General features: G+C 60.1%; 23 protein-coding genes and 1 pseudogene. 11 read left to right on the top strand and 13 right to left on the bottom strand.

Translation table 11 applies throughout. From position 1 onward, the window contains the following. The first annotated feature begins 53 nt into the window (after positions 1 to 53). The gene (locus HMPREF3096_RS14650) at positions 54 to 899 is read left to right on the top strand and encodes a LysR substrate-binding domain-containing protein (RefSeq protein WP_023340121.1); all 846 of its coding nucleotides are present in this window, start codon (positions 54 to 56) and stop codon (positions 897 to 899) included. Here the strand turns inward: HMPREF3096_RS14650 and HMPREF3096_RS14645 are convergent. Further along, positions 896 to 2,053, bottom strand: coding sequence for a YbfB/YjiJ family MFS transporter (locus HMPREF3096_RS14645; protein WP_023322597.1), 1,158 nt, complete (start codon positions 2,051 to 2,053; stop codon positions 896 to 898). The genes HMPREF3096_RS14650 and HMPREF3096_RS14645 overlap by 4 nt on opposite strands. 208 nt (positions 2,054 to 2,261) lie before the next feature. Between HMPREF3096_RS14645 and HMPREF3096_RS14640 the strand changes: the two genes are divergently transcribed. Next, positions 2,262 to 2,687, top strand: coding sequence for a VOC family protein (locus HMPREF3096_RS14640; RefSeq protein WP_032730331.1), 426 nt, complete (start codon positions 2,262 to 2,264; stop codon positions 2,685 to 2,687). Between the two features lie 38 nt (positions 2,688 to 2,725). On the opposite strand, the gene HMPREF3096_RS14635 is transcribed toward HMPREF3096_RS14640, so the two are convergent. Further along, positions 2,726 to 3,172 carry a VOC family protein gene (locus HMPREF3096_RS14635; protein WP_008804938.1) on the bottom strand — a complete coding sequence of 149 codons (447 nt, stop codon included), beginning with the start codon at positions 3,170 to 3,172 and terminating at the stop codon, positions 2,726 to 2,728. A 229-nt stretch (positions 3,173 to 3,401) separates the two neighbouring features. On the opposite strand from HMPREF3096_RS14635, the gene HMPREF3096_RS14630 reads away from it, so the two are divergent. The 5 genes and pseudogenes from HMPREF3096_RS14630 to HMPREF3096_RS14610 all read left to right on the top strand — a co-directional run bounded on the left by HMPREF3096_RS14630 (position 3,402) and on the right by HMPREF3096_RS14610 (position 6,907). Next, positions 3,402 to 4,589 carry an MFS transporter gene (locus HMPREF3096_RS14630; RefSeq protein ID WP_023340119.1) on the top strand — a complete coding sequence of 396 codons (1,188 nt, stop codon included), beginning with the start codon at positions 3,402 to 3,404 and terminating at the stop codon, positions 4,587 to 4,589. Between the two features lie 216 nt (positions 4,590 to 4,805). Then, positions 4,806 to 5,096 (top strand): hypothetical protein, encoded by a 291-nt coding sequence (locus HMPREF3096_RS14625; RefSeq protein WP_008804940.1) that lies wholly within the window; start codon positions 4,806 to 4,808, stop codon positions 5,094 to 5,096. 201 nt (positions 5,097 to 5,297) lie between these two features. Then, entirely contained in the window at positions 5,298 to 6,059 is a 762-nt protein-coding gene (tam, locus tag HMPREF3096_RS14620) for a trans-aconitate 2-methyltransferase (protein WP_012541762.1), read from the top strand. A 156-nt stretch (positions 6,060 to 6,215) separates the two neighbouring features. Beyond that, on the top strand, positions 6,216 to 6,536 hold the full coding sequence (locus HMPREF3096_RS14615; RefSeq protein WP_032730330.1) for a carboxymuconolactone decarboxylase family protein: 321 nt from the start codon (positions 6,216 to 6,218) through the stop codon (positions 6,534 to 6,536). Then, positions 6,527 to 6,907, top strand: a pseudogene (locus HMPREF3096_RS14610) (tautomerase family protein). Before HMPREF3096_RS14615 ends, HMPREF3096_RS14610 begins: the two are co-directional and overlap by 10 nt. 210 nt (positions 6,908 to 7,117) lie before the next feature. On the opposite strand, the gene HMPREF3096_RS14605 reads toward HMPREF3096_RS14610, so the two are convergent. From HMPREF3096_RS14605 to sad, 7 genes are all read right to left on the bottom strand, one after another. Further along, complete coding sequence (locus tag HMPREF3096_RS14605; RefSeq protein WP_012968261.1) at positions 7,118 to 7,564, bottom strand: GNAT family N-acetyltransferase; 447 nt, start codon at positions 7,562 to 7,564, stop codon at positions 7,118 to 7,120. A 254-nt stretch (positions 7,565 to 7,818) separates the two neighbouring features. Then, positions 7,819 to 9,270, bottom strand: coding sequence for a tagaturonate reductase (locus HMPREF3096_RS14600; protein ID WP_032730328.1), 1,452 nt, complete (start codon positions 9,268 to 9,270; stop codon positions 7,819 to 7,821). Positions 9,271 to 9,383: 113 nt separating this feature from the next. Next, positions 9,384 to 9,914 carry a GNAT family N-acetyltransferase gene (locus HMPREF3096_RS14595; protein WP_023322591.1) on the bottom strand — a complete coding sequence of 177 codons (531 nt, stop codon included), beginning with the start codon at positions 9,912 to 9,914 and terminating at the stop codon, positions 9,384 to 9,386. Between the two features lie 77 nt (positions 9,915 to 9,991). After that, a complete protein-coding gene (locus HMPREF3096_RS14590; protein ID WP_008804947.1) occupies positions 9,992 to 11,416 on the bottom strand; it encodes a GGDEF domain-containing protein in 1,425 nt (474 codons plus the stop codon). Between the two features lie 114 nt (positions 11,417 to 11,530). Further along, positions 11,531 to 11,899: a DUF4186 domain-containing protein gene (locus tag HMPREF3096_RS14585; RefSeq protein ID WP_008804948.1), complete on the bottom strand. Its 369-nt coding sequence runs from the start codon at positions 11,897 to 11,899 to the stop codon at positions 11,531 to 11,533. After that, entirely contained in the window at positions 11,899 to 12,846 is a 948-nt protein-coding gene (glsB, locus tag HMPREF3096_RS14580; RefSeq protein WP_022065782.1) for a glutaminase B, read from the bottom strand. The genes HMPREF3096_RS14585 and glsB overlap by 1 nt, the downstream gene beginning before the upstream one ends. Positions 12,847 to 12,906: 60 nt before the next feature. Then, positions 12,907 to 14,292 carry a succinate-semialdehyde dehydrogenase gene (gene sad, locus HMPREF3096_RS14575; RefSeq protein WP_023297590.1) on the bottom strand — a complete coding sequence of 462 codons (1,386 nt, stop codon included), beginning with the start codon at positions 14,290 to 14,292 and terminating at the stop codon, positions 12,907 to 12,909. Between the two features lie 106 nt (positions 14,293 to 14,398). On the opposite strand from sad, the gene ptrR reads away from it, so the two are divergent. Beyond that, positions 14,399 to 15,277: a putrescine utilization regulator PtrR gene (gene ptrR / locus HMPREF3096_RS14570; RefSeq protein WP_032730326.1), complete on the top strand. Its 879-nt coding sequence runs from the start codon at positions 14,399 to 14,401 to the stop codon at positions 15,275 to 15,277. On the opposite strand, the gene HMPREF3096_RS14565 is transcribed toward ptrR, so the two are convergent. Next, the gene (locus HMPREF3096_RS14565; RefSeq protein ID WP_008804952.1) at positions 15,231 to 15,713 is read right to left on the bottom strand and encodes a GNAT family N-acetyltransferase; all 483 of its coding nucleotides are present in this window, start codon (positions 15,711 to 15,713) and stop codon (positions 15,231 to 15,233) included. The genes ptrR and HMPREF3096_RS14565 overlap by 47 nt on opposite strands. A 145-nt stretch (positions 15,714 to 15,858) precedes the next feature. Between HMPREF3096_RS14565 and HMPREF3096_RS14560 the strand changes: the two genes are divergently transcribed. Continuing rightward, positions 15,859 to 16,803 (top strand): L-lactate dehydrogenase, encoded by a 945-nt coding sequence (locus tag HMPREF3096_RS14560; protein WP_012541768.1) that lies wholly within the window; start codon positions 15,859 to 15,861, stop codon positions 16,801 to 16,803. Between the two features lie 14 nt (positions 16,804 to 16,817). Here the strand turns inward: HMPREF3096_RS14560 and HMPREF3096_RS14555 are convergent, their stop codons facing one another. From HMPREF3096_RS14555 to dtnK, 3 genes are read right to left on the bottom strand one after another with little or no spacing between them, the layout of a single operon-like run. Then, positions 16,818 to 17,579: a DeoR/GlpR family DNA-binding transcription regulator gene (locus tag HMPREF3096_RS14555; protein ID WP_012968265.1), complete on the bottom strand. Its 762-nt coding sequence runs from the start codon at positions 17,577 to 17,579 to the stop codon at positions 16,818 to 16,820. Position 17,580: 1 nt separating this feature from the next. Next, on the bottom strand, positions 17,581 to 18,567 hold the full coding sequence (locus tag HMPREF3096_RS14550; protein ID WP_012541770.1) for a D-threonate 4-phosphate dehydrogenase: 987 nt from the start codon (positions 18,565 to 18,567) through the stop codon (positions 17,581 to 17,583). Then, entirely contained in the window at positions 18,560 to 19,795 is a 1,236-nt protein-coding gene (gene dtnK / locus HMPREF3096_RS14545) for a D-threonate kinase (protein ID WP_032730324.1), read from the bottom strand. Before dtnK ends, HMPREF3096_RS14550 begins: the two co-directional genes overlap by 8 nt. A 175-nt stretch (positions 19,796 to 19,970) precedes the next feature. Here dtnK and HMPREF3096_RS14540 point away from each other — a divergent pair, with 175 nt between their 5' ends. Both HMPREF3096_RS14540 and HMPREF3096_RS14535 read left to right on the top strand, forming a co-directional pair. Then, on the top strand, positions 19,971 to 21,119 hold the full coding sequence (locus tag HMPREF3096_RS14540) for an iron-containing alcohol dehydrogenase (protein ID WP_032730322.1): 1,149 nt from the start codon (positions 19,971 to 19,973) through the stop codon (positions 21,117 to 21,119). A 13-nt stretch (positions 21,120 to 21,132) separates the two neighbouring features. Further along, positions 21,133 to 22,017, top strand: a complete 885-nt coding sequence (locus HMPREF3096_RS14535) for a dihydrodipicolinate synthase family protein (RefSeq protein WP_008804958.1) — start codon at positions 21,133 to 21,135, stop codon at positions 22,015 to 22,017. Positions 22,018 to 22,021 lie beyond the last annotated feature (4 nt).

The raw sequence follows: 22,021 nt of genomic DNA, 5'->3' as shown, positions 1-22,021 counted from the left end.
ATCTCCTTTAAAGATGGTAAGATCAACATCATTATCGTATTGAGAAGAAAAATATGAACCACAGCACACTAGAGATCTTCATTCAGGTGGCAGAAACGCAGAGCGTCACCCAGGCAGCAAAACGGCTGGGCCGCGCACAGTCCAATATCACGACCCGCATTCAGCAGCTGGAAGAGGAACTTGCCGTTGAGCTCTTCGTTCGCGGCAACAAAAAAATGGTGTTGTCCCCGGCAGGCGTGCAGTTTCTCAGCTATGCCCGGCGGATCCTGAGCCTGGCGGAAGAGGCAAAGCAGGCTCTGCATCCGACAACCCCAGGCGGCAGTCTGCGTCTGGGCGCGATGGAGGCGACCGCCGCCAGCCGGCTGCCGCCGCTGCTTACCCGCTTTCAACAACGGTGCCCGCAGGTGGATATCACCCTTATCACCCAACCGACCCGCCAGTTAACCGAGGGAGTGTTAACCGCCGCCCTCGATGCCGCGCTGGTCTGCCTGCCGCCTGGGGCCGATGGTCAACCGGCCTGTCCCGCCGAGCTGGCATGCACCCCGGTGTTTTATGAAACGCTGATGCTGGTCCGTCCGCAGACCCCGGGCCCGCTGCGGTTCGCGGCATTCGCCAGCGGCTGCAGCTACCGCGCGCTGGGCGAACGCTGGCTGGCGGAGCAGCAGGCGGCCGTCGAGGTGCATGAGGTCAACTCCTATCACAGCATGCTCGCCTGCGTGGCTTCCGGACGCTACGCCTGCCTGCTGCCGCAGAGCGTGCTGTCGCAGATGACGCTTCCCGAAAACTGCCTTAGCGAACCGCTGTGCGAGGCGACCACCCAGCTTATCTGGCGCAGCGGCTTGAACGCCCCCGCCCTGAGCGAGTGGCGCAAGCTGCTGCAAAGCGTGGCGATTGGCTAAGCCTGGCGTTCGGTAAAGACCAGCCCTGCGGCAATCAGCAGCGCCAGCGCCGCGGCATAGAGCGCCGGGTTAAATGAAGCCGCGATCTGATACAGCGCGCCGGCGATAAGCGGGCCGGCAATCTGTCCCACGCCGTACAGTGCAGTCATCGCGGCAATCATATTGAAGCTCACCTGATGGCTGAGACTTTTCGCCTTCGGTAGCGCAATGGTGACGGTGCCCATAAAGGTAAAGCCCACCAATAGCGCGCTTAGCACGCAAAACAGCAGTGAAGCGCTGCAGGCTGGAAGGATCACGCCAAGCGCCTGGACGATCAGGTTGCGGGTCAGCGCCTGCCGGTACCCCCACTTTAGCACCAGCTTATGCCAGATAAGGCAGGACGGCGCGGCCGCCAGACCAAACAGCGCCCACAGATGGACCGGGTCAACGCTCTGCAGCGAACCAGACAGAAACAACGGCAGATAAGTGGCGGTGATGATATAGCCGAAGCCCGCCAGGCCGTAAACCATCAATAGTCGCCACGCCGCGCGACGCGTATCGCTCCCGGCCTCAGGCAAGGAGGTCTCAACATGGGAAACCCTCACCAGTGCAGCCGGCGGAGTCAGCAGCCAACGGATCGCCAGCGCCAGCAGCAGACCGGCGCATAATGCGCAGAGCAGCCAGATCTGCTGGCTGGTGAGGCTCAGGGCATGTCCAAGGGCGATCCCCTCCGCAGAGATAAATATCCCCAGCCCCACCCCGGCATACAGCAACGGCGCCCCGTGATGATGGCCCATATGTTCCAGCAGCCACAGCGAACCGGCAATCAGCGTTATCGCGCTCAGCGCGCCGGCGACGGCGCGCAGCGCAATAATGGTCCACGGCGAGCTCACCCAGGCCAGCAGCGCCAGGCTGGCGATGGTCAACCCGGCGGAGATAATGCTCAGTCGGCTGGCGGCCCCAGGCTGCACCCGCGCCAGCAGCAACGCGCCGACCAGATAACCAGCGTAATTGGCCGACGCGGCGAGATTGCCCTGGTGCAGGGTCAACAGACCTTCATTAAGCATCAGCGGCAGCACGCCGGTGAAGGCAAAGCGCCCGTAGCCCATGCCGATCATCAGTACTATCGACCCAGCCAGTGCCAGCCATATGGCCTGGCGCGATCTGTTATTCATCCACCACCTCACAATGATTCTCATATTAAGAACAATAGTATTTTATAATTCTTTTTTTATTATGATTAAGAGAGAATGTCGGCGCAAGGCGGACGTTAATCCGCTATGGTATTGACAGAGAGAAAATGGCGCCCGGGCACGTCTTAACACACGCCGGGCCGATTTACCGGTACAGTATCAACTTGAGCTTTTGCTTACGGGAGCCATTATGTTGTTCAGCCATATGCGTATTGCCAGACCGGTCAGTGAACTGGACGCCACCGCCAGCATGTATTGCGCCGGGCTGGGGCTTCAGCAACTCGGCAGCTTTACCGATCATGAAGGATTCAGCGGGATTATGCTCGGCGCGCCCGACGCGGGCTGGCATCTGGAATTCACCCACTGTCGCCACCATCCCGTCACTCCCTCGCCAGGAGATGAAGATTTGCTGGTGCTGTATTACCCACAGCAGGCGGTATGGGAAGCACAGTGCGCCGCCATGGACGCCGCCGGGTTTCTGCGGGTCACGGCGTTTAACCCTTACTGGGAGGTCAATGGCGTCACTTTCGTCGACCGCGACGGCTATCGCACCGTATTGCAAAACCGCGCCTGGGGAGAAGTACGAAGCGCTTCCCATCAAGAGGAGAATCAATAACCTCCCCTATATGCCCTGCGCCGCGTCCGGCGCGGGCGCTATGGCTCTTCCGCCCGCAGCCACGGCGTCACCGTGAGCCCGGCCAGCAGCCCTTCCGGACTGAGCAATCGGGTGACCGTCTGTCCCCACGGTTCGTCGCGCGCCGCGACGAGCAGGCGGTATCCTTGCTGCTGCAGCCGCGCCGTCGCCGCAGCCAGGTCGCGGACCTCAAACTCAATCCATGCCTGCGGCACCGGCTCCGTCTCCGGCCACTGGTCCTGACCAAAACAGGACTGCGCCGCCTGCGCCAGCGGCCACAGCGCGAAATGTTTCACCCCGCCGATGGCATCCTGCTCGCTGAGGAGATACGCCTCGTTACCCGGCATCGGCTTTAGCGGCAAACCCAACGCCTGACAATAGAAGTCACGGCTTTGCGACGTGCTGCGGGTGATGGGACCGAAGCCCGCAATGAACAAAACGTCAATATCAGCGAAATCGTGGGACATGTTCTCTCCTGAACGCGGTGGTAAGCTAACGCCATCATGCCCGTACGCAGGCGCCAGCGGCAAACCCGATTAATGGCGGGCGCATGCACAACATCATCGACGGTACAGACCGTTGCGCCCCTTCGGACAGACGGCGACTTCATCGGTGACAGATAAAACGCCCTCGCGACTCGCCAGCGTCCTCGCGGCGCGCTATGCTAAACATCCCTTGTATTAATCACTTATCCCTATGAGCACTTCCGTCAGCACCACGCAACTCAATTTGCGCATCATTTCGATCGTTGTCTTCACCTGTATCTGCTATCTCTCCATCGGCCTGCCGCTGGCCGTACTGCCGGGATACATTCACTATCAGCTGGGCTACAGCACCTTTGTCGCCGGGATTGTGATCAGCCTGCAATACATCTCAACGCTGATCAGTCGACCGCACGCCGGGCGCTATACCGATATCTGGGGCCCGAAAAAAGTGGTCAGTCTCGGGATCATCTGCTGTCTGCTGAGCGGAGCATTCACCCTGCTGGCGGTGCTTTTGCAGGCGACGCCGATGCTGGCCATCGCCGCGCTGCTGGCGGGCCGGGTGTTTCTTGGTGTCGGAGAGAGCTTTACCGCGACCGGCGCCACGCTCTGGGGGATCAAAACCGTCGGCGCGATCCATACCTCGCGGGTGATCTCCTGGAATGGCGTGGCGACCTATGTCGCCATGGCGATCGGGGCGCCGCTGGGGGTCACCCTTAACCACTATTTCGGCATTAGCGGATTTGCCACGGTGGTGGTAGTGGTGGCCGTCATCGGCCTGCTGTTCGCCCGCACCCGCCAGGATGTCAGCGTGACTGCCGGTGTCAGAGCGCCCTTTCACGCAGTGGTACGAAAAATTTGGCCTTATGGCCTGGGGCTGGCCTTTGGTACCGTTGGCTTCGGCGTTATCGCCACCTTCATCACCCTCTATTTTGCGGCGCACAGCTGGCAGGGCGCGGCGTTTACCCTCTCCCTGTTCAGCGTCGGCTTTATCTGCGTCCGCCTGGTGCTGGGAAATACCATTACCCGCTATGGCGGGGTCCCGGTCTCGCTGGTCTGCTTTGTGATCGAGTGTCTCGGCCTGCTGCTGATCTGGCTGGCGCCGTCAGCCTGGGTGGCCGGCGTCGGCGCCTTTCTCACCGGCTCGGGTTTTTCCCTGGTCTTCCCGGCGCTAGGGGTCGAGGCAGTCAAACAGGTGGAAGAGCAAAACCAGGGGACCGCCCTCGGCACCTACTCGGCGTTTCTTGACCTGGCGCTGGGACTCACCGGGCCGCTGGCCGGATGGGTCGCCGGCTTCTACGACCTCGCCACGCTATATCTGTTGGCGGCGATTGTCGTGGTGTTCGCTTTCCTGCTCATTTTACGCGTCCAGCGACAACAGCGAGCCGTCTCAGGAACGTAGTCAGCCCAGGCCCGCGGATCGCCGCGGGCAAAAAACGAATCGGCAATTGACGACGATTCGGCTTCCATGCCAACATCCTCCTCAGCGTCTGACAACAGATGCAAGGACGGTAGCGGAGAACAACAGAGATCGCACAACGATCCAGCCCGGCGCCGTAGTCCAATCCGAATCACTGACCCACACGGTGAATTCCTGATTCTGGCGGGAAACACAGACATGCACCAAAGTTTTAATCAGCGCGTTCATTTCTATTACTGCGTCCTGGTCGCGCTGAAGATGCACGGAAAGTCGAAAAAATCGGGCGGTATCAGAGGAAAGAATAACTTTCTGCTGAAATGGCTGCGCCGGGCGCAGGATAACAACATCTTCCCGCCCGATATCACCAGCGAAATTGAATGGCTGCGAGGTAAAATCATTCAGGCCGGTTACGACACCGATCTCGAACCGATGCTGGATTTTGTTTACGCCACCGCCAGCCGCGCTGAAGCGCTCAAGAACGCCGAATAAGTCACTGCGCCCGCAACGGGCGCAGTGACTGTCCATCCCACCGCCTCCCTGAGCGTACCGACCAGACGCGAAAGCCCACTGATGTTTATTCTTTTTGTGACACTGTCACGAAGTGGGTTACCGCTGGTAACATTCGGCGGCTGACAGGCTGCCAGTAGCGTTCTATGCTTTGCCCAGTCTTCCCTCACACAGGACCGCGCTATGGCTGACTGGAACCCTTCTTTGTATTTGCAATTTGACGCTGAACGTACCCGCCCCGCGGCCGACCTGCTCTCGCGTATTGCCCATCTGCAGGTTGAGCACGTTGTCGACCTTGGCTGCGGGCCGGGAAACAGCACCCGCCTGCTGCGCGCCGCCTGGCCGCTGGCGGCAATCACCGGTATCGATAACTCCCCGGCCATGCTGGCTCAGGCGGCACAGGCCTTACCCGACTGTGAGTTCATCGACGCCGATATTGCCCGCTGGCGGCCTGCGCAACCGGTAGACGTGATCTATGCGAACGCCTCTCTGCAGTGGCTGGCGGATCATGAGACGCTGTTTCCACATCTGGTGGCGCAGCTGGCCGTCAACGGAACGCTGGCCGTGCAAATGCCGGATAACTGGCAGGAACCTTCGCATACCCTGATGCGCCAGGTCGCCGACGAGCAGGGATTACCGGACCGCGGGCGCCAGCCCTTACTTCCGCCGGACGCCTGGTATGACATGCTGACCCGTCAGGGTTGTGAAGTTGATATCTGGCGCACCACCTATTTTCATCCCCTCGCTTCCCATCAGGCGATAAGCGACTGGTTGCAGGGGACCGGATTGCGTCCCTATCTGGCCGGCCTGGACGAGCAGTCCAGAAACGCATTTCTGACACGCTATGTCGAACTACTGGCCGAACACTATCCGTTACAGTGTAACGGAAAGGTGCTCCTGCGATTCCCCAGGTTGTTTATCGTGGCGCGAAAAATCGACGTCTAACCGGAATGAGCTCGTAAGCGTGGTAATGGGTATGGAAAACAGGGCGAAAAATCGTCCTGCTTATCAGGATGAAACATCCTGAACATTGCGATATTCAACCTCTTTCCCGGCATGCGACAGTGATTGCCATCTCAACACCCAATAACGGGAGTCACTGTGGAAAATAGCGTTGTTAATCGCAACACCCTGGCCGCCATTGCGCCAAAACTGGCCGAACTGACCGAAACGGTACTGTTTGGTGATATCTGGGCTCGCCGCGATCTGTCGCCCCGCGAACGGAGCCTGATCACCCTTTCTGCCCTGACGGCGCTGGGTAAAACCCAGCAACTGCCGTGGCATATCGCTCTCGGCTATCAAAATGGCCTGAGCCAGGCCGAAATCGTCGAGCTGTTCACCCACCTGGCGTTCTATGCCGGCTGGCCAGCGGCGGCCAGCGCCCTGACCTGTCTGAATGAGCAGGAGACACCATGCCCCTGACCCGCATATCGCTTGGCACGGCCTGGCGTCCCACGGAGTTTGCTCAATTGTCGGCGCTCTTTCATGAGTGTCTGGTGGCAGAGTTCGACGTGCCGTCAGCAGATAAATTTCAGTTTATCGAGCAGGCCGCCGACGAGCAGCGCATTTACGACCCGAACTACCTCAGCGACGGACGCAGCGCCCGCTTCGTGCTGTTTCATATTTTCGCCGGTAAACCGCGCAGCCGGGCGCAGAAACAGGGGCTTTATCGTCGGCTCTGTGCGCGGTAAGACGATGAGATGGCGGTCAGCCCGCAGGACGTGATGGTGGTTATCCAGTTTAACCAGCGGGAGGACTGGAGTTTTAGCGCAGGGAAGATGGTGGATGAATAACGCCGGCGGCGCCGCATGAGGCGCCGCGTTTCAGCACGATATCTTTGCTACCAGGCGAGATGATGCACCAGTGAGAGATCCCAGGCCGTAGCCAATAGTGAAAGAAACATAATCAGATTGACCACTGTGTCGAGACGTTTTTCCATCGTTGCTTCTCCTGAGCCGGTTTCCCCTGTTATAGCGGGAAAAGCTTAACAACCTCTTACCGCTTCAGGACCCAAGCGTGATCCTGTAGCGCACATAATCGTCAGCCGGGGTAAACTCATCATACAGATGACGGGCCGGATTATCACGACGCGTATGCCAGTACAGCCGCGACCAGCCTTTGTCTGCCCCTTCGGTTTGCAGCGACTTAATGATTGTTCTGGCAATGCCTTGTCCACGGAAGGCAGGATCGACAAACAGATCCTCCAGATAGCAGATGGGCGTGGTGACCCAGGTTCCCTCGTGAAGAATGCAGATGGCGAACCCCACCACCGTATCATCGACCACAGCCACCCTGCCCAGCACCGGGGAGTTCATGTCCAGCATTCGCTGCCAGGTGCATTCGGTCACCTCTTCCGGCTGCGGGCTGCCGTAGAAGCGGGTATAGCCTTCCCAGAGATTAAGCCATTCGGCTTTGTCGTGCGGCCGTATTTCCCGGATATCGATGACCATGCGAGTTTCCTTACAGATGAATGAATTAGCCTGCGAACATTGGCAGGGAAAATGGGTTCAAACCATTATTTTCCTGCACAGGCATATGTTCAAGCGGCTTAGCGGCAATTCTCTCCCTGAAGGGGCGATTTGGCACTAAAAGGCTTTTTTCGCAGCGGAGTAACAGACCGGCTTGTTAACTATGATAAAAAGTATGTTGTAACTAATGAGGTAGCTTTAAAACCCGGCCGCAGCCGGGTGAATGACGTCCGCTATCAGCACAAAGGCTGTACAGCATCGCGCATACCGCGGGACAGGATAGCATCGAGGTCGGCAGTCACCTGCTCCACCAGACCCGGGATCTGGCTCAAGTCCTGTTCCCAATGAGCCTCTACGCTGAGTACCGCAGTCACCAGCTCGCGGGTGCTCATCTGGCGATCCCGATGCCGGGCCCACAGCGTCTGGTATCGCGCCAACCATTCGGCGTCATCCTGTACCGGATAGCGTTCACCCTCCCGCTCTCCCCGGTAGAAGGCGATCAGCGCTGCCAGGGCAAAAGTCAGCCGCGGCGGCAGTTGCCCACTCTTTTGCTGCCCTGCCAGCAGTTGCGGCAGAATGCGAGTGCGGTATTTGGTCATGCCGTTGAGCGCAATCGAGAGCAGCTGATGTTTAATATACGGGTTACGGAAGCGCCCGGTCACGGCGCTGGCAAATGACTCAAGCTCATCGCGCGGCAGATCCAGCACCGGAATAATCTCGTCATAAATCGCTTTTTCGACAAACGCGCAAATCTCCGCATCGTTCATCGCCTCACCCACGGTGTCGATCCCGGCCAGGAAGGCCACCGGCACCAGCGCGGTATGCGCCCCGTTGAGGATCGCCACTTTGCGCTCTTTATACGGCTTGATATCGTCCACAATGCGCACATTCAGCGGTAGTTTATCGAGACGCAGCTCGGCCGCCAGCGAGGCAGGCCCCTGGATCACAAACAGGTAGAAATGCTCGGCGGTATCAAGGAAGGCATCTTTATAGCCAGTCTGTGCCTCAAGGGCCGCCACTTCATCACGCGGATAGCCGGTTACGATGCGATCCACCAGCGTTGAACAGAAGGTATTCGCCGAGGTCAGCCAGCGGATAAAAGCCTGCGGCAGCTGCCACTCAGCAGCATAGCGCAGCACCAGCGCCTGCAGCGCCTCGCCGTTATAATCGATCAGTTCGCAGGGAATAATCACCCATCCCTTGTCGGCCGCACCGGCGAAATGCTGGTAGCGTTCAAACAGCAGACGCGTCAGTTTCGCCGGATAGCTGACCGGCGGCGCGTCGTCAAAACGATCCCCGGCATGGTAGCTGATGCCCGCCTCAGTGGTATTGGAGAAGACAAACCGCATCTCCGGGTTATGCGCCAGACGTAAAAAAGCGTCGAAGTCAGCGTAAGCGCTGATCTCCCGGTTGACCGAGCGGATCAGGCGCGCGTCGCTCACCGCCTCACCCTGCTCGTTCAGACCGCGAATAATGGTGGTGTAAATGCCGTCCTGGGTGCTCAGTGAAGGCGGGAAATCCGTCGCAATAGGACGGACGACCACGATGCCCGCATTCAGGTCGGTATGCTCGTTGAGGAGATCTATCTGCCAGTCAACGAATGCGCGCAGGAAATTGCCTTCACCAAACTGGATGATACGGTCAGGGTACTGCGCGCCGGGGAAATCACGACGGTTTAATGTTTTCACAATGGGTTCCCTCTAATAGTAGTCATACAACCTGAGTAATTGGTCCAATAAGTTATCAGGTTTTTCTACCAGTGAAACCCCGTTTTGATCAAAGCATTCTGCAATAGCGACCGTCAGGGCAAAAACTTATAGAACAGTGAGGTGGCGGTCATCTCTCCGTCAGGCATCAGCGCATAGCGCGGGATTTCCCCCACTTTTTCCCAGCCACAGCGGACATAGAACTGCTCCGCCCCGCTACCGGCTGCCGTGTCCAGCACCAACACCGTCTTCCCTTCCTGTCGGGCAACATGCTCTAGCTCGCTCATCAGCGCGTTGGCAATCCCCTGGCGACGGGCATTTTGGTGAACCAAAAGTTTGGCGACATCCGCACGATGGGGCTGGTTTTCCGGTTGGCGGGTAATAAGTTGCACGGTACCGACGGGCCTTTCATCCGCGTCGAGGGCCGCCAGCACGATGCGCTCGCCGGCCGCCACGCTGTCGGCGGTCTGTTGCCAGAAAGTGGTGGCCGTGTGCGCGCTAAAGGGCAGCATAAAACTTACCGAGGCGCCGCCGTTGACGCAGCTTGCCAGGATATCGCTTAATGCCGGGAGGTGATGCAGAATATCGTCACGCGACAGCGTGCGCAGTGAAAAGGATGTGGTCATGGAAGCTCCCTGTAATTGACCACATCACTATGTTTTTAACCAAAAATTAACACAAGCGGATTCCGTATAGGATTTTCTTATGGTGCGCTTTCGGTTAGCGCTGGCATACAGATGCGATTGCGACCGGTCTGTTTGGCTTTGACCATCTCCTCGTCTGCCGCCATCAGCAATTGGTTAAACAGCTCCGTGATGCGAGCGTGCCCCACCTCGCGCGTCTCCAGCCCCATGCTGATGGTCAGATGGATTGGATTCTGCCCCAGGCCGAAGGGTTGCGACTCCACCCCGTGGCGGATTTTTTCCGCCAGTAAATAGCCCTGCTGGGTACTGTCGACGACCGCCGCCACCGCAAACTCTTCACCGCCAATGCGGGCAACCATCCCCTGCTCGTCCACCAGCTGCCGAACCTGTTGGGCAAACTGAGTCAATACGCAATCGCCGCCTTCATGGCCCAGAGCATCATTCACCCGTTTGAAGCCATCGATATCCAGCACCATCACCGTCAGCAGCTTATCGGCGGGCAACGCCTGACGCTTCAGCGCCTCGCTCAGTCCGGAACGGGAATACACCCGGGTCTGAAAATCAAAATCGGCGCGCAGGGCCAGCTGTTTCACCAGCGTGTTAATCGCTTCGACACTGGAAGCGACAATCACCGGGCTAATCAGCATAGCGGCAATGCCGAGGCGGGTGGAGAACAGCTGCCACGGCTGCATTCGCGCATCCGGCGAAAAGTGAATTAACGAGTTGGCGACCAGCAATATCTCGCTGATGCCGGTGAGAAAGGTTAACAGGCAGGTCAGCGGCAGCGGATAACGAACGGCGCACCAGATCAGGGCCGGCAACGGGAAGGTAATGCTGCCGGCGCCGCCCACCGCCACGCCGAGGGCTATCGACAGCACCAGCGCCAGCGCGGGCAGCAGTTGGCGAAAACGAAAACCGCTTAATGCCGAAGGCAACGTCAGGGTCAGAATAAACGGCAGGATCAGCACCGCTGTCGAGAACTGTTCGCTAAACCAGTCTGCCAGTTGGGGAATAAAGGTGGCGCGTTCAACATCCACCGACCCCAGGGCGCCGACGGCGGCGCACAATAAGGCGGCAAACAGGCAAAAACAGAATAAATTAAGCGCATTAATCGGGCCGGGCATGGAGTCGGCGCGTCGCTTATCCCACAGCACCAGCTGCGCCAGCACCACAATAAAGACAATATTGGAGAAATTAATCAGCAATGAGGCAAAGCCCATCCCCCAGCGCGAAGTGAGTCCGTCATAAACCAGCATTGCCGCAAAACAGACGGCATAAAAATAGCTGCGATTAAGCCAGACATAGCGCGCAAAGATCCCGGCCATCACGGCATTGAGCGGCCAGAAGAATGAGAGCTCCTGCACCAGGCGCAGCATGGCCCCCAGAAAATGCAGTAGTAGCGTTAACGTGAATAATACCAGTGCGTCGCGCACGGGCTGCTCTTCACGAAACAGCGTAAATGACCGAATCGACAGTGAAGACATTCAGTAATTATCCGTCTAATTGTTTCAGGCAATTATTATGTTAATAATTAGTTAGCGGATTATCATAACATGAGAATATTTATCAGGCATACTCCGGCGCCGATCAAATGCAGATTACCGCACAGACGGGCCGTTCATCTGCAGCACCAGCCAGTGATGGATCACCTGCACCACATAGCGCTGCTCCTGCTCGCTCAGCGCGCGGCCGTGGGGAATGGCGTGCCATTTTTCCAGACAGCCGCGGCAGCAGGTGGCGGTCGCATGCTGGGCGATAAATACCGGATGGCCGCGCATCGGCGTCTGCTTACCGTCGTTCATCGGTTCGGCGGGCGCCAGCCGCTGGCGGATAAAATCCGCAGCGTGCTGGTCGATGATCTCCGGCCCCTTATCTAGACAGTATTGCCGCTCTTTGACCCCGAGTCGAAAGCGTGAACGAAACGTCGAGCGCGCCAGACGGGCAAACAACCGATCCTGCTCAACCATCAGAACACCGACCTCCCCATCCGCTGAGTCAGTTTTTCCAGCAGCGCCACGCCGGCCAGCGAGTTCCCGGCGTCATCAAGCTCCGGGCTCCATACGGCGATCGCCATCTCCTGCGGCACAATCGCCACAATTCCGCCGCCGACGCCCGATTTCGCCGGCAGGCCAACGCGCCAGGCGAATTCGCCGGCGTTCTGGTACATGCCGCTGGTCATCATCAGGGCATTCACCTGACGGGACTGAATGGGCGCGATAACCGGTGCCTCCAGGTGCGGGGCGATACCGCGATCGGCGAGGAACAGGAAGGTTCGCGCCAGCTCAACGCAGCTCATCTCCAGCGAACAGTAGTGGAAATAGTTCTGCAGCACGGTGGCGACGTCGTTATGGAAGTTACCGAAGGATTTCATCAGCCAGGCGATGGCGGCGTTGCGCGCCGAATGCTCGAACTCAGAGCGGGCCACCACCGGATCGTAGGCGATATCGGCCACGCCGCTCAGGCGGCGGACAATCTCCAGCATCCGCTGACGCGGGGCGCTGAGCCGGCTCTGCAGCATGTCGCAGACCACCAGCGCCCCGGCGTTGATAAACGGGTTTCGCGGTTTGCCCTGCTCGATCTCCAGCTGCAAAAGGGAGTTAAAGGGCTGGCCGGAGGGATCTTTGCCCACCCGCTGCCAGATCTCCTCTTCCTGATAGTGGTTCATGGCCACCACCAGGCTCAATACCTTGGAGATAGACTGGATGGAAAAACGTTCATGCGCATCGCCGGCGGCGAAGTGCTGCCCGTCTACCGTACTGATCGCAATGCCAAGCTTATCGCCGCTGACGCTGGCCAGCGCCGGAATGTAATCCGCCACTTTACCGCGGCCAATCAGCGGCCTGATTTCTGCCAGAATGGCTTCCAGCATTGCGTTATTGATCACCGCCGCCACATGCAGCTCCTTGCCCACCATCGAAATTTGGTGGGCGAGTATAGCAGACGTGGGCGACGGTCGTCAGGGGGCTAACGTTGATTAGCGACGGTCTTTCCAGACAGTCTGCGCATTACAGAACTCGTGCAGACCAAAATGCGACAGCTCGCGACCAAAACCACTCTTCTTCACGCCGCCGAAGGCCACGCGGGCGTCGCTGGCGCAGTAGCCGTTGAGGAAGACGCCGCCGCACTCCAGCTCGCGGGCGAAGCGCTGGGCCTGCGCCTCGTCGGTGGTGTAGACCGTTGCCGACAGGCCAAACTCGCTGTCGTTGGCGAGGGCCAGCGCATGGTCAGCGTCGCGAGCGGTGGTGAGGGTCGCTACCGGACCAAACAGCTCCTGACGAAAACCGGTCATCCCGGCGGTGACATTGCCCAGCACGGTTGGCGCATAGTAGTTGCCCGCCCCTTCGATTTTTTCCGCGCCCAGCAGCAGAGTTGCCCCTTCATCAAGGGTCGCGGTCACCTGCTGGTGCAGTTCATCGCGCAGGTCGAAACGCGCCATCGGTCCGACGTAGTTTTGCTCATCGCGCGGGTCGCCCATCTTCAGCGCCGCCACGGCGTCGACGAATTTGCGGGTGAAGGCCTCGGCAATACCGGCTTCGAGGATGAAGCGTTTCGACGCGGCGCACACCTGGCCGCTGTTCTGATAGCGGCCGGTGACGGCGGCCTTTACCGCCTCATCCAGGTCGGCATCGTTGAGCACGATAAAGGGATCGGAGCCACCCAGCTCAAGCACGCATTTCTTCAGCGCCGCCCCCGCCTGGGCGCCAATCGCCTTGCCGGCGCGGACGCTGCCGGTGACGGTCACCGCCGCGATGCGGTCGTCATTGATGATCTGCGAAACGCCGTCATTGGTGGCGTTCACCCAACCGAACACGCCATCCGGCAGGCCGGCGGCGGCAAAAATCTCGCCCAGCAGGCGGGCGCTGCCCATCACGTTCGGGGCATGCTTCAGCAGGTAGCTGTTGCCGGCCAGCAGGATCGGCACCGCGCCGCGCAGCACCTGCCAGACCGGGAAGTTCCACGGCATGACCGCCAGAATGGCGCCCAGCGGACGATATTCAATCACCGCCTGATTATTTTCCACCTGCGTGGCTTCCGTCGCCAGCATCGCCGGGCCGTGCTCGGCGTACCAGTCGCAGAGGTTGGCCGATTTCGCCACCTCGCCGCGCGCCTGAGCGATCGGCTTGCCCATCTCGAGGGTAATCATCTGGGCCACCTCTTCCCCGCGGGCGCGCAGCGCAGCCCCGATGCGACGCAGGGCGTCGGCGCGGTCGGCGAGCGGCGTCTGACGCCACTGGCGATAGCCTGCCGCGGCGAGAGCGATAGCCGCATCGACCTCGCGTTCGCTGGCCCAGGGCAGCGAGGAGACCACCTCACCGGTAGTCGGGTTGACGGAAACCGCGTGCGTTGCAGATAAATTCATCGTTATTCTCTCTCTCGTTGCTTGCGAAGTAACCGTATTCTGGCTTACCTTTCCATTCATTGAAAATGAATAATATTAAGCAACGCATTCACAAAAGAAGAATAGTATGAACCTGACTCAGCTAGAGATGTTTAACGCTGTCGCCACCACCGGCAGCATTACCCAGGCGGCGCAGAAAGTGCATCGAGTGCCGTCCAACCTCACCACCCGCATCCGCCAGCTGGAAGCAGACCTCGGCGTAGAGCTGTTTATCCGCGAGAACCAGCGCCTGCGCCTCTCGCCTGCGGGACACAGCTTTTTGCGCTACAGCCAGCAGATCCTCGCCCTGGTGGACGAGGCGCGGATGGTGGTGGCAGGCGATGAACCCCAGGGACTGTTTTCTCTTGGTTCGCTGGAGAGCACCGCGGCGGTACGGATCCCCACCACCCTGGCCCACTTTAATCAGCGCTACCCGAAAATTCACCTGGCGCTCTCCACCGGCCCTTCCGGGACGATGATCGACGGCGTGCTGGAGGGCGCCCTGAGCGCCGCGTTCGTTGACGGCCCGCTGGTGCATCCGGGTCTGGAGGGGCTGCCGGTGTTCCCGGAAGAGATGATGATCGTCGCCCCGTACGGCCACGCGCCCATCGACCGCGCCAGCGAAGTGAACGGGGCCAACGTTTACGCCTTTCGCGCCAACTGCTCCTACCGCCGGCATTTTGAGAGCTGGTTCCATGCCGACAGAGCAACCCCGGGCAGGATCCACGAGATGGAGTCTTACCATGGGATGCTGGCCTGCGTGATCGCCGGCGCGGGCCTGGCGTTGATCCCGCGCAGTATGCTGGAGAGTATGCCCGGTCATCAGCAGGTTTCCGCCTGGCCGCTGGCCGAAGAGTGGCGCTGGTTAACCACCTGGCTGGTGTGGCGCCGGGGCGCCAAAACCCGCCAGCTGGAGGCGTTTATAGCGCTGCTGAACGAAGATCGGCAAACAGCGGTTTCTCCATAAACACGCTGAGCGGATCGGGCTGATACGGCGCAAACGCGCAGCGGGTCTGGTAGCCGTTGCGCGTGTAGAGGGTGATGGCCGCATGCTGATGGATACCGGTTTCAAGCCGCAGCGTATGACAGTCGCGCTGGCGCGCTTTCGCTTCCAGCGCCGCCAGCAGCTTTTCTCCCAGCTGCTGTCCGCGGTGCTGCGGATCGATATAGACCCGCTTCATCTCGCCGAAACCTTCCTCACTGAGGACGATAGCCCCGCAGCCAACGGCCTCGCCCTGCGCGCTGCGGATGACCAGGGCGATCACCGTCTGCGGCGGCAGCTGGCTGAGGTCCAGCAAATGGTTGCTCTCTGCCGGATAGAGTGTCTCCTGCCAGGCGTCGAGAGCGGCAATCAGGGCGGTAAATTCTGCGTCGGTGGGGGCGATGTCGGTAACGGTATACATAGGTGAACTCCTTTTTTTACGCCACTGTAGCGCGCCCTCGGCCCGTTTCCGCCATAGCATTAACTTATATTGCTGCCCACCTCTTGCGCTAACTCGCTGAAACACAGTAATTTTATCCCCTGCCGTTCGTACTTGAGATCTGAATATGCACACCAAAGCCCGTAAAGTGATGATTATTGGCGCCGGCAATGTCGGCGCGTCGGCGGCCTACGCCCTCCTCAACCAGAGCATTTGCGAGGAGCTGATCCTCGTCGACCTCAACCAACAGCGTGCCGAGGCCCATGCCCAGGATCTCAGCGATGCCGCGGCCTATCTGCCGGGGATGATGACCATCTCCACCCGGGAAGCCAGCGACTGCGCTGATGTCGATATCGCGGTGATCACCGTTTCCGGCGGTGCGCTGCGCCCCGGTCAGAGTCGGCTGGATGAACTGACCACGACGGCGAAGATTGTGAAAAGTATTGTGCCGACGATGATGGCCAACGGGTTTAACGGCATCTTTCTGGTGGCCACCAACCCCTGCGACATCATCACCTGGCAGGTATGGCAGCTCTCCGGCCTGCCGCGCAGTCAGGTGCTGGGCACCGGCGTCTGGCTGGATACCACCCGCCTGCGTCGCCTGCTGGCGCAGGAGCTGGATATTGGCGCCCAGAGCATCGACGCCTTTATCCTCGGCGAGCATGGCGATACCCAGTTTCCGGTATGGTCACACTCCTCGGTGTATGGCTCGCCGATCGCCGACCTCTACCAGCAGCGTACCGGCCACCCGCTCGACCGCGAGGCAATGGCCGAAAAAGTACGAAAACTGGGGTTTGAGATCTACGCGGGTAAAGGCTGCACCGAATATGGCGTGGCAGGCACCATCGCCGAGATCTGCCGCAATATCTTCACCGGCAGCCACCGCGCGCTGGCGGTCTCCTGCATTCTTGACGGTGAATACGGGGTCAGCGGCGCGGCGGCTGGGGTGCCGGCGGTGCTGGCCCAGGGTGGCGTGGAGCAGATTATTGAACTGCAGCTGGCCGCCGAGGAGCAGGCGAAGTTCAGTCAGTCGATAGCGGTGATCAAGGCCAATATCGCCCGTCTGCCCTGACGGCAGCCTGCAAGTCAGTCAGCAATGATCAGCTGTGGGGAAAGGGTCACCAGCGCCTCGCGGGTCGCCTCCGGCAGATGGGCGTCGGTGACGATATCGGTCAACGACTCCAGCGGGGCAATATTGAACAGTGACCAGGCGCCGTATTTGGAGCTGTCCGCCAGCAGGATGCGCCGCCGGGCATTAGCCATCAGATCACGTTTCAGGGCAGCCTTCTCCTCCGTCGGGGCGGTGATCCCCTTCTCGAGGTCCCAGCCGTTGCAACTGACGAAGGCAAGGTCCGGCCAGATGGTCTGCAGCAGGCGGCGGCCGTGATCGCCGATGCACGACTGGCTGCTGTCATCGATGCGCCCACCGATAATCGTCACTTCTATCTGCTTAAATTCCGACAAAAACAGCGCGATATGTAAATCGCTGGTGATCACCCGCAGCGGCAGATGGGTGATCTGCCGCGCCAGCTCAATCATGGTGGTGCCGGCGTCAAGCACAATCGCGTCGCCGGCCTTCACTAGCGCGGCCGCCGCGCTGGCGATAGCCTGCTTTTCCAGCGGACTGCGCTGGGCTTTCTCCAGCGTCGTCGGCTGGGAAGGAATAAACCGGTTCAGCGTCACCCCGCCATGTGTACGGCTGATCACCCCTTCCTGATCGAGTTTGATCAGGTCGCGACGAATGGTGGCCGGCGAGGCGTTGGTCGCCGCCACCAGCTGGTCGACTGTCACCAGATTATGGCTTTTCAGGAAGTCCATAATCTGCTCTAACCGGTTATATCCCTTCATGTTATTCCTGCGCGATGTGCATGGCGAGCTCAATGGAGGTTGCCATGCTCTCAGACTTCGCTTTACCTGTCCAGGCAATATCAAACGCGGTGCCATGATCCGCTGAGGTACGGATAAACGGCAGCCCGGCGGTGATATTCACCCCATCATAGAACCCGAGCAGCTTCAGCGGGATATGCCCCTGATCGTGGTACATCGCCACCACCATGTCGTACATACCTTCGTGACACTGCATAAACACCGTGTCCGGTGGACAGGGGCCGGTGACCTCTATCCCCTGCGCCTGCATGGCGGCGACCGCCGGGGCGACGATGCGGATCTCTTCATCGCCAAACAGGCCGTTCTCCCCGGCGTGCGGGTTAACGCCGGCAACCGCAATGCGCGGACGCTGATAGCCGACCCGGCGCAAAAACCGATCCGCTACGCCAATCACCGTCTCGATTCGCGGCTGGTTGAGGGTATCGAGGAACTGGCGCAGGGCGATATGAGTAGTGATATGGATAACCTTGAGCTTCTCGGTATAGAGCACCATGGCGTAATCGGTGGTCTGCGTCAGGTGGGCCAGCAGTTCGGTATGGCCGGGGAAAGCGTGCCCGGCGAGATGCAGCGCCTCTTTATTTAGCGGCGCGGTCGCGATGGCCGCGACCGCGCCGTCCAGCGCCAGCGCGGTCGCCCGCCTGATGCAGCGAAACGCGAGGTCCCCTGCCTGGGCCTGAACTTCGCCAGGGCGCAGCCCCTGCGGGTCGCTGAGCGGTTCATCAATAACGTTGATGGTCGCTGGGGAAAAACTCGCCTCGGCGGGATGGTCAATGATGCGCAGCTCCGCCCGCGGCGTAATATTCAGCGCCAGGATCCGCCGCAGCGTCTGCGCGCAGCCCACCACCACCACCGGCGCGCCGCTCAGCGCCCCTTCGGCGAGGGATTTGATAATAATCTCCGGACCAATCCCTGCCGGGTCGCCCATTGTCACTGCAATCATGTTAGACACTCAGTTTCTCCTCAATAAAATTCACAACATTTAACAGCGTAGTGTCGGTGCCGAATCCCCCTGCTTTGGTCATCACCGGCCGTGACCAGCGACCGCCGAGAAAGTGCCCGTAAGGCACACACTGCGCCACCCGCCCACGGATCTGAAATCCGGTGGCGCCGAGCGCGTGCGCGACGGCGATGGCTACATCGCCGCCAGAGAGGTACAGGGCGCCCGGTGGGCACAGCGCCACCGCCTGCGCCGTGACGTCGGCAAGCCAGGCGCAGATGTGCTCCCCGTAGGCTGCGCGGCTGAGACCGCGTTCGTTACACTGGGCTTCTATCCCGTGCCGGGCGGCGTTATTCGGGCGGGTGGTCACCACGCAGTGATGACCCTCACGCAGCACCTCGGCGATCCGCGAGGCTTCCTCCTTCGGCGATCTGCTAAAGGCCTGTTCGACATCTATTTCGATCTTTCTCACTCGGGAATGAGCCTGCAGCGCAGCGACCTGGCGCTGCGCCATCTCGCTCATCGAACCAACCAGCGCCAGTAGCGGCCCCTGCTCGCTGCGGCGCAGGCGGCGCGCCAGCGCCTCGCAAAGTCCCGCCGAGCCGACCAGCAGGGTCTCCCGCGCATGGGGCGCAACGGCGTCGATCACCAGGTCCAGATGGCTGTCTTCCCAGGCGTCGACAATCAACACTCGCTTCTCCTCGCCCGCCGTCGCTAATGCCTCCGGAAGCCGGGCAGCGTTCAACGTCAGACAGGGAAGACGGCTCTGCATGGCGATAATTTCGCTAATTTCCGCCCGGCTCACGGGCGTTTTCGGATCGCTGGCAAATTCGGTCTGATCGAGGGCCACCCCATGCACATAGCAGCGCCCGTCCCGGGTATGCCGCCCGGCCGCCGGATACGCCGGGGCCACCACCGCCAGCCGGCAGCCGTGCGCCGCCATCATTGCCTCCAGTTCGCCGCCAAGGTTGCCGCGCAGCGTGGAGTCGATCTTCTTTACCTGCCATTGCGGGACAAATCTTGCCGCGCCGCGCAGCAGACCGGTGACCTTGTCCGCCGCGGCGGCGGCGCTCATTGCCCGGCTGTCGCTGTTGAGAATTAACGCCCGGGCGGTTGATGGTTGCCCGGCGCTGAAGGCCACTTCCACCGACATGCCCGCCTCCGCGAGGCTGACACCGGCGTCATTGGCTCCCGTAAAGTCATCTGCCAGCACCAGCACCTGGTTATTACCATCGTTCATTGTTCTGCCTTGTGGTCGATGAAAATCTGAAACTGATTATATTCAATCATATTTGATTAAATGTGAGCAAGCTCAAGTTATTAAACTGCCGTATAAATTATAACTTTCCCCCACCAGAAGAGTGACACGATTCATGAATGATTGAATTCAATCAATTACTACCAAGGAGAAACGCGTGGCGACGATACACAGCACAATCATCAGCGGGGCGGGCGCCTCAACGGCCCTGCTCCCGCTGTTGTCAGGTAAAACCCGCATCCTGCTGGTGACCGACCAGAACGTTGGCGCGCTGGAAGCGACCCAGGCGATCCATCGCCTGCTGGCGGCCGAAGGGCGTCAGGTTGAGGTCATTGACACAGTACCGGCAGAGCCCAGCCATCACGATGTGGCGCAGATTGTCAGCCAACTGGGCGCCAGTCAGCCCCAGATGATCGTGGGCATCGGCGGGGGGAGCGTACTGGATGTGGCGAAACTGCTCTCGGTGCTCCTGCATACTGAGGCGCCCTCTCTGACGGCCATGCTGGCAGGCGAGTTGCCGCAACGACGGATTAGCTCATTGTTGATCCCGGCCACCGCCGGCACCGGCTCCGAAGCGACGCCGAACGCCATTCTGGCGATCCCCGAGCAGCAGACCAAAGTGGGGATCATCTCCCCGGTGCTGCTGCCGGACTATGTCGCCCTGCTGCCGGAGCTGACCACCAGCATGCCGGCCAGCATCGCGGCGTCGACCGGCATCGATGCCCTGTGTCATCTGCTGGAGTGCTTTACCTCCACCGTCGCCAATCCGGTGAGCGACAACGCGGCGTTAATCGGTTTACACAAGCTGGTGCGGCATATCGAACGCTCGGTGGATCAGCCGCAGGATCTGACGGCGAAGCTGGAGATGCTCTGGGCCTCGTGGTACGGCGGCGCGGCGATCAACCATGCCGGCACCCATCTGGTGCATGCGCTCTCCTATCCGCTTGGCGGTACCTGGCACCTGCCGCACGGGGTGGCTAACGCCATTCTGCTGGCGCCCTGCATGCGGGTGGTCCGCCCCCACGCGGTGGCAAAATTCGCTCAGGTCTGGGATCTGATCCCCGACGCAGATCGCACGCTCAGTGAGGAAGAGAAATCCCATGCGCTGGTCGCGTGGCTGGCGGCGCTGGTGAAACGACTGCCCCTGCCGGACAACCTTGCCGCGCTCGGCGTGCCCAGGGAGAGCATCCCTGCTCTCAGCGCAGCGGCGCAAAACGTCAAGCGCCTGATGAACAACGCCCCCTGCAGCGTCAGCCGCGAAGAGATTGCGGCTATCTATCAAACGCTGTTTCCAGAACATGCCTAACAGGAGAAAGAAAATGAGGAGAGCCATTAGCGGCGTACTCACCGCCATCGTCACCCCTTTTACCGCCGAGGGAGCCCTTAACCTGCCAGCGCTACGCCAGCAGGTGCAGCGCCAGCTCGCCGCAGGCAACGGGATTTTCTGTGGCGGCACCAATGGCGAGTTTTTTGTCCTCAATGAGGAGGAGAAGATCGCCGTCGCCAGAACCTGCGTGGAAGAAGCCGCCGGACGCGCGCCGGTGGTAGCGCATATCGGGGAGATTTCCACCCGTGAGACTCGCCGGCTGGGCCAGCAGATCGCCCGCCTCGGGGTTGACGCGGTATCGGCCATTACCCCGTGGTTCGTACCCTTGAAGCAGGAAGAGCTGATTAACCACTATACGGCGATCGCCGACGCGCTGAGCGTCCCGCTTTTTCTTTATAACATTCCCGCCCGCACCGGGAACACCATTGCTCCGGAGACGGCACGCCAGCTGGCCCGACACGAGAATATCGTCGGCATTAAGGACAGCGCCGGCAGCTACGACAGCCTGAAAGGCTTTCTTGACGCGGTACGCGACATTGACGGTTTCGACGTTCTGAACGGGCCGGACTCCCTTATCCATCAGGGGTATGTCGACGGCTGTTCGGCCTGCATCTCAGGGCTTGCCAACGTCGCCCCCGCTGAAATCAACGCGATCTGGTCGCTGTTTCACGCCGGAGATATCGCCGGATCGCGCCAGGCGCAGGAGCGCGTGACGGGCCTGCGCACCGATCTGTATAAGGTGGCGTTCTCACCCGCGGCAGTGAAAAAAGCCCTGCAACTGATGGGTCATGAGGTGGGCGACAGCCGCTACGCGGTGCAGTTCAGTGACCAACAGCTGCAGCAGATACGCGACATCATCGCTCGTTATTTAGCGTAATACT

The organism is Klebsiella sp. HMSC25G12 (assembly GCF_001807705.1).
Lineage (GTDB): Bacteria > Pseudomonadota > Gammaproteobacteria > Enterobacterales > Enterobacteriaceae > Klebsiella > Klebsiella variicola.
The sequence above is the reverse complement of the archived record's forward strand: the minus strand, read 5'-3'. Positions and strand labels throughout refer to the sequence as shown.

What these genes read in the sequence shown, in the direction of transcription:
- HMPREF3096_RS14650 (WP_023340121.1), top strand. Translation starts at nt 54, where the DNA reads ATGAACCACAGCACACTAGAGATCTTCATTCAGGTGGCAGAAACGCAG.
- HMPREF3096_RS14645 (WP_023322597.1), bottom strand. Translation starts at nt 2,053, where the DNA reads ATGAATAACAGATCGCGCCAGGCCATATGGCTGGCACTGGCTGGGTCG.
- HMPREF3096_RS14640 (WP_032730331.1), top strand. Translation starts at nt 2,262, where the DNA reads ATGTTGTTCAGCCATATGCGTATTGCCAGACCGGTCAGTGAACTGGAC.
- HMPREF3096_RS14635 (WP_008804938.1), bottom strand. Translation starts at nt 3,172, where the DNA reads ATGTCCCACGATTTCGCTGATATTGACGTTTTGTTCATTGCGGGCTTC.
- HMPREF3096_RS14630 (WP_023340119.1), top strand. Translation starts at nt 3,402, where the DNA reads ATGAGCACTTCCGTCAGCACCACGCAACTCAATTTGCGCATCATTTCG.
- HMPREF3096_RS14625 (WP_008804940.1), top strand. Translation starts at nt 4,806, where the DNA reads ATGCACCAAAGTTTTAATCAGCGCGTTCATTTCTATTACTGCGTCCTG.
- tam (WP_012541762.1), top strand. Translation starts at nt 5,298, where the DNA reads ATGGCTGACTGGAACCCTTCTTTGTATTTGCAATTTGACGCTGAACGT.
- HMPREF3096_RS14605 (WP_012968261.1), bottom strand. Translation starts at nt 7,564, where the DNA reads ATGGTCATCGATATCCGGGAAATACGGCCGCACGACAAAGCCGAATGG.
- HMPREF3096_RS14595 (WP_023322591.1), bottom strand. Translation starts at nt 9,914, where the DNA reads ATGACCACATCCTTTTCACTGCGCACGCTGTCGCGTGACGATATTCTG.
- HMPREF3096_RS14590 (WP_008804947.1), bottom strand. Translation starts at nt 11,416, where the DNA reads ATGTCTTCACTGTCGATTCGGTCATTTACGCTGTTTCGTGAAGAGCAG.
- HMPREF3096_RS14585 (WP_008804948.1), bottom strand. Translation starts at nt 11,899, where the DNA reads ATGGTTGAGCAGGATCGGTTGTTTGCCCGTCTGGCGCGCTCGACGTTT.
- glsB (WP_022065782.1), bottom strand. Translation starts at nt 12,846, where the DNA reads ATGGTGGGCAAGGAGCTGCATGTGGCGGCGGTGATCAATAACGCAATG.
- sad (WP_023297590.1), bottom strand. Translation starts at nt 14,292, where the DNA reads ATGAATTTATCTGCAACGCACGCGGTTTCCGTCAACCCGACTACCGGT.
- ptrR (WP_032730326.1), top strand. Translation starts at nt 14,399, where the DNA reads ATGAACCTGACTCAGCTAGAGATGTTTAACGCTGTCGCCACCACCGGC.
- HMPREF3096_RS14565 (WP_008804952.1), bottom strand. Translation starts at nt 15,713, where the DNA reads ATGTATACCGTTACCGACATCGCCCCCACCGACGCAGAATTTACCGCC.
- HMPREF3096_RS14560 (WP_012541768.1), top strand. Translation starts at nt 15,859, where the DNA reads ATGCACACCAAAGCCCGTAAAGTGATGATTATTGGCGCCGGCAATGTC.
- HMPREF3096_RS14555 (WP_012968265.1), bottom strand. Translation starts at nt 17,579, where the DNA reads ATGAAGGGATATAACCGGTTAGAGCAGATTATGGACTTCCTGAAAAGC.
- dtnK (WP_032730324.1), bottom strand. Translation starts at nt 19,795, where the DNA reads ATGAACGATGGTAATAACCAGGTGCTGGTGCTGGCAGATGACTTTACG.
- HMPREF3096_RS14535 (WP_008804958.1), top strand. Translation starts at nt 21,133, where the DNA reads ATGAGGAGAGCCATTAGCGGCGTACTCACCGCCATCGTCACCCCTTTT.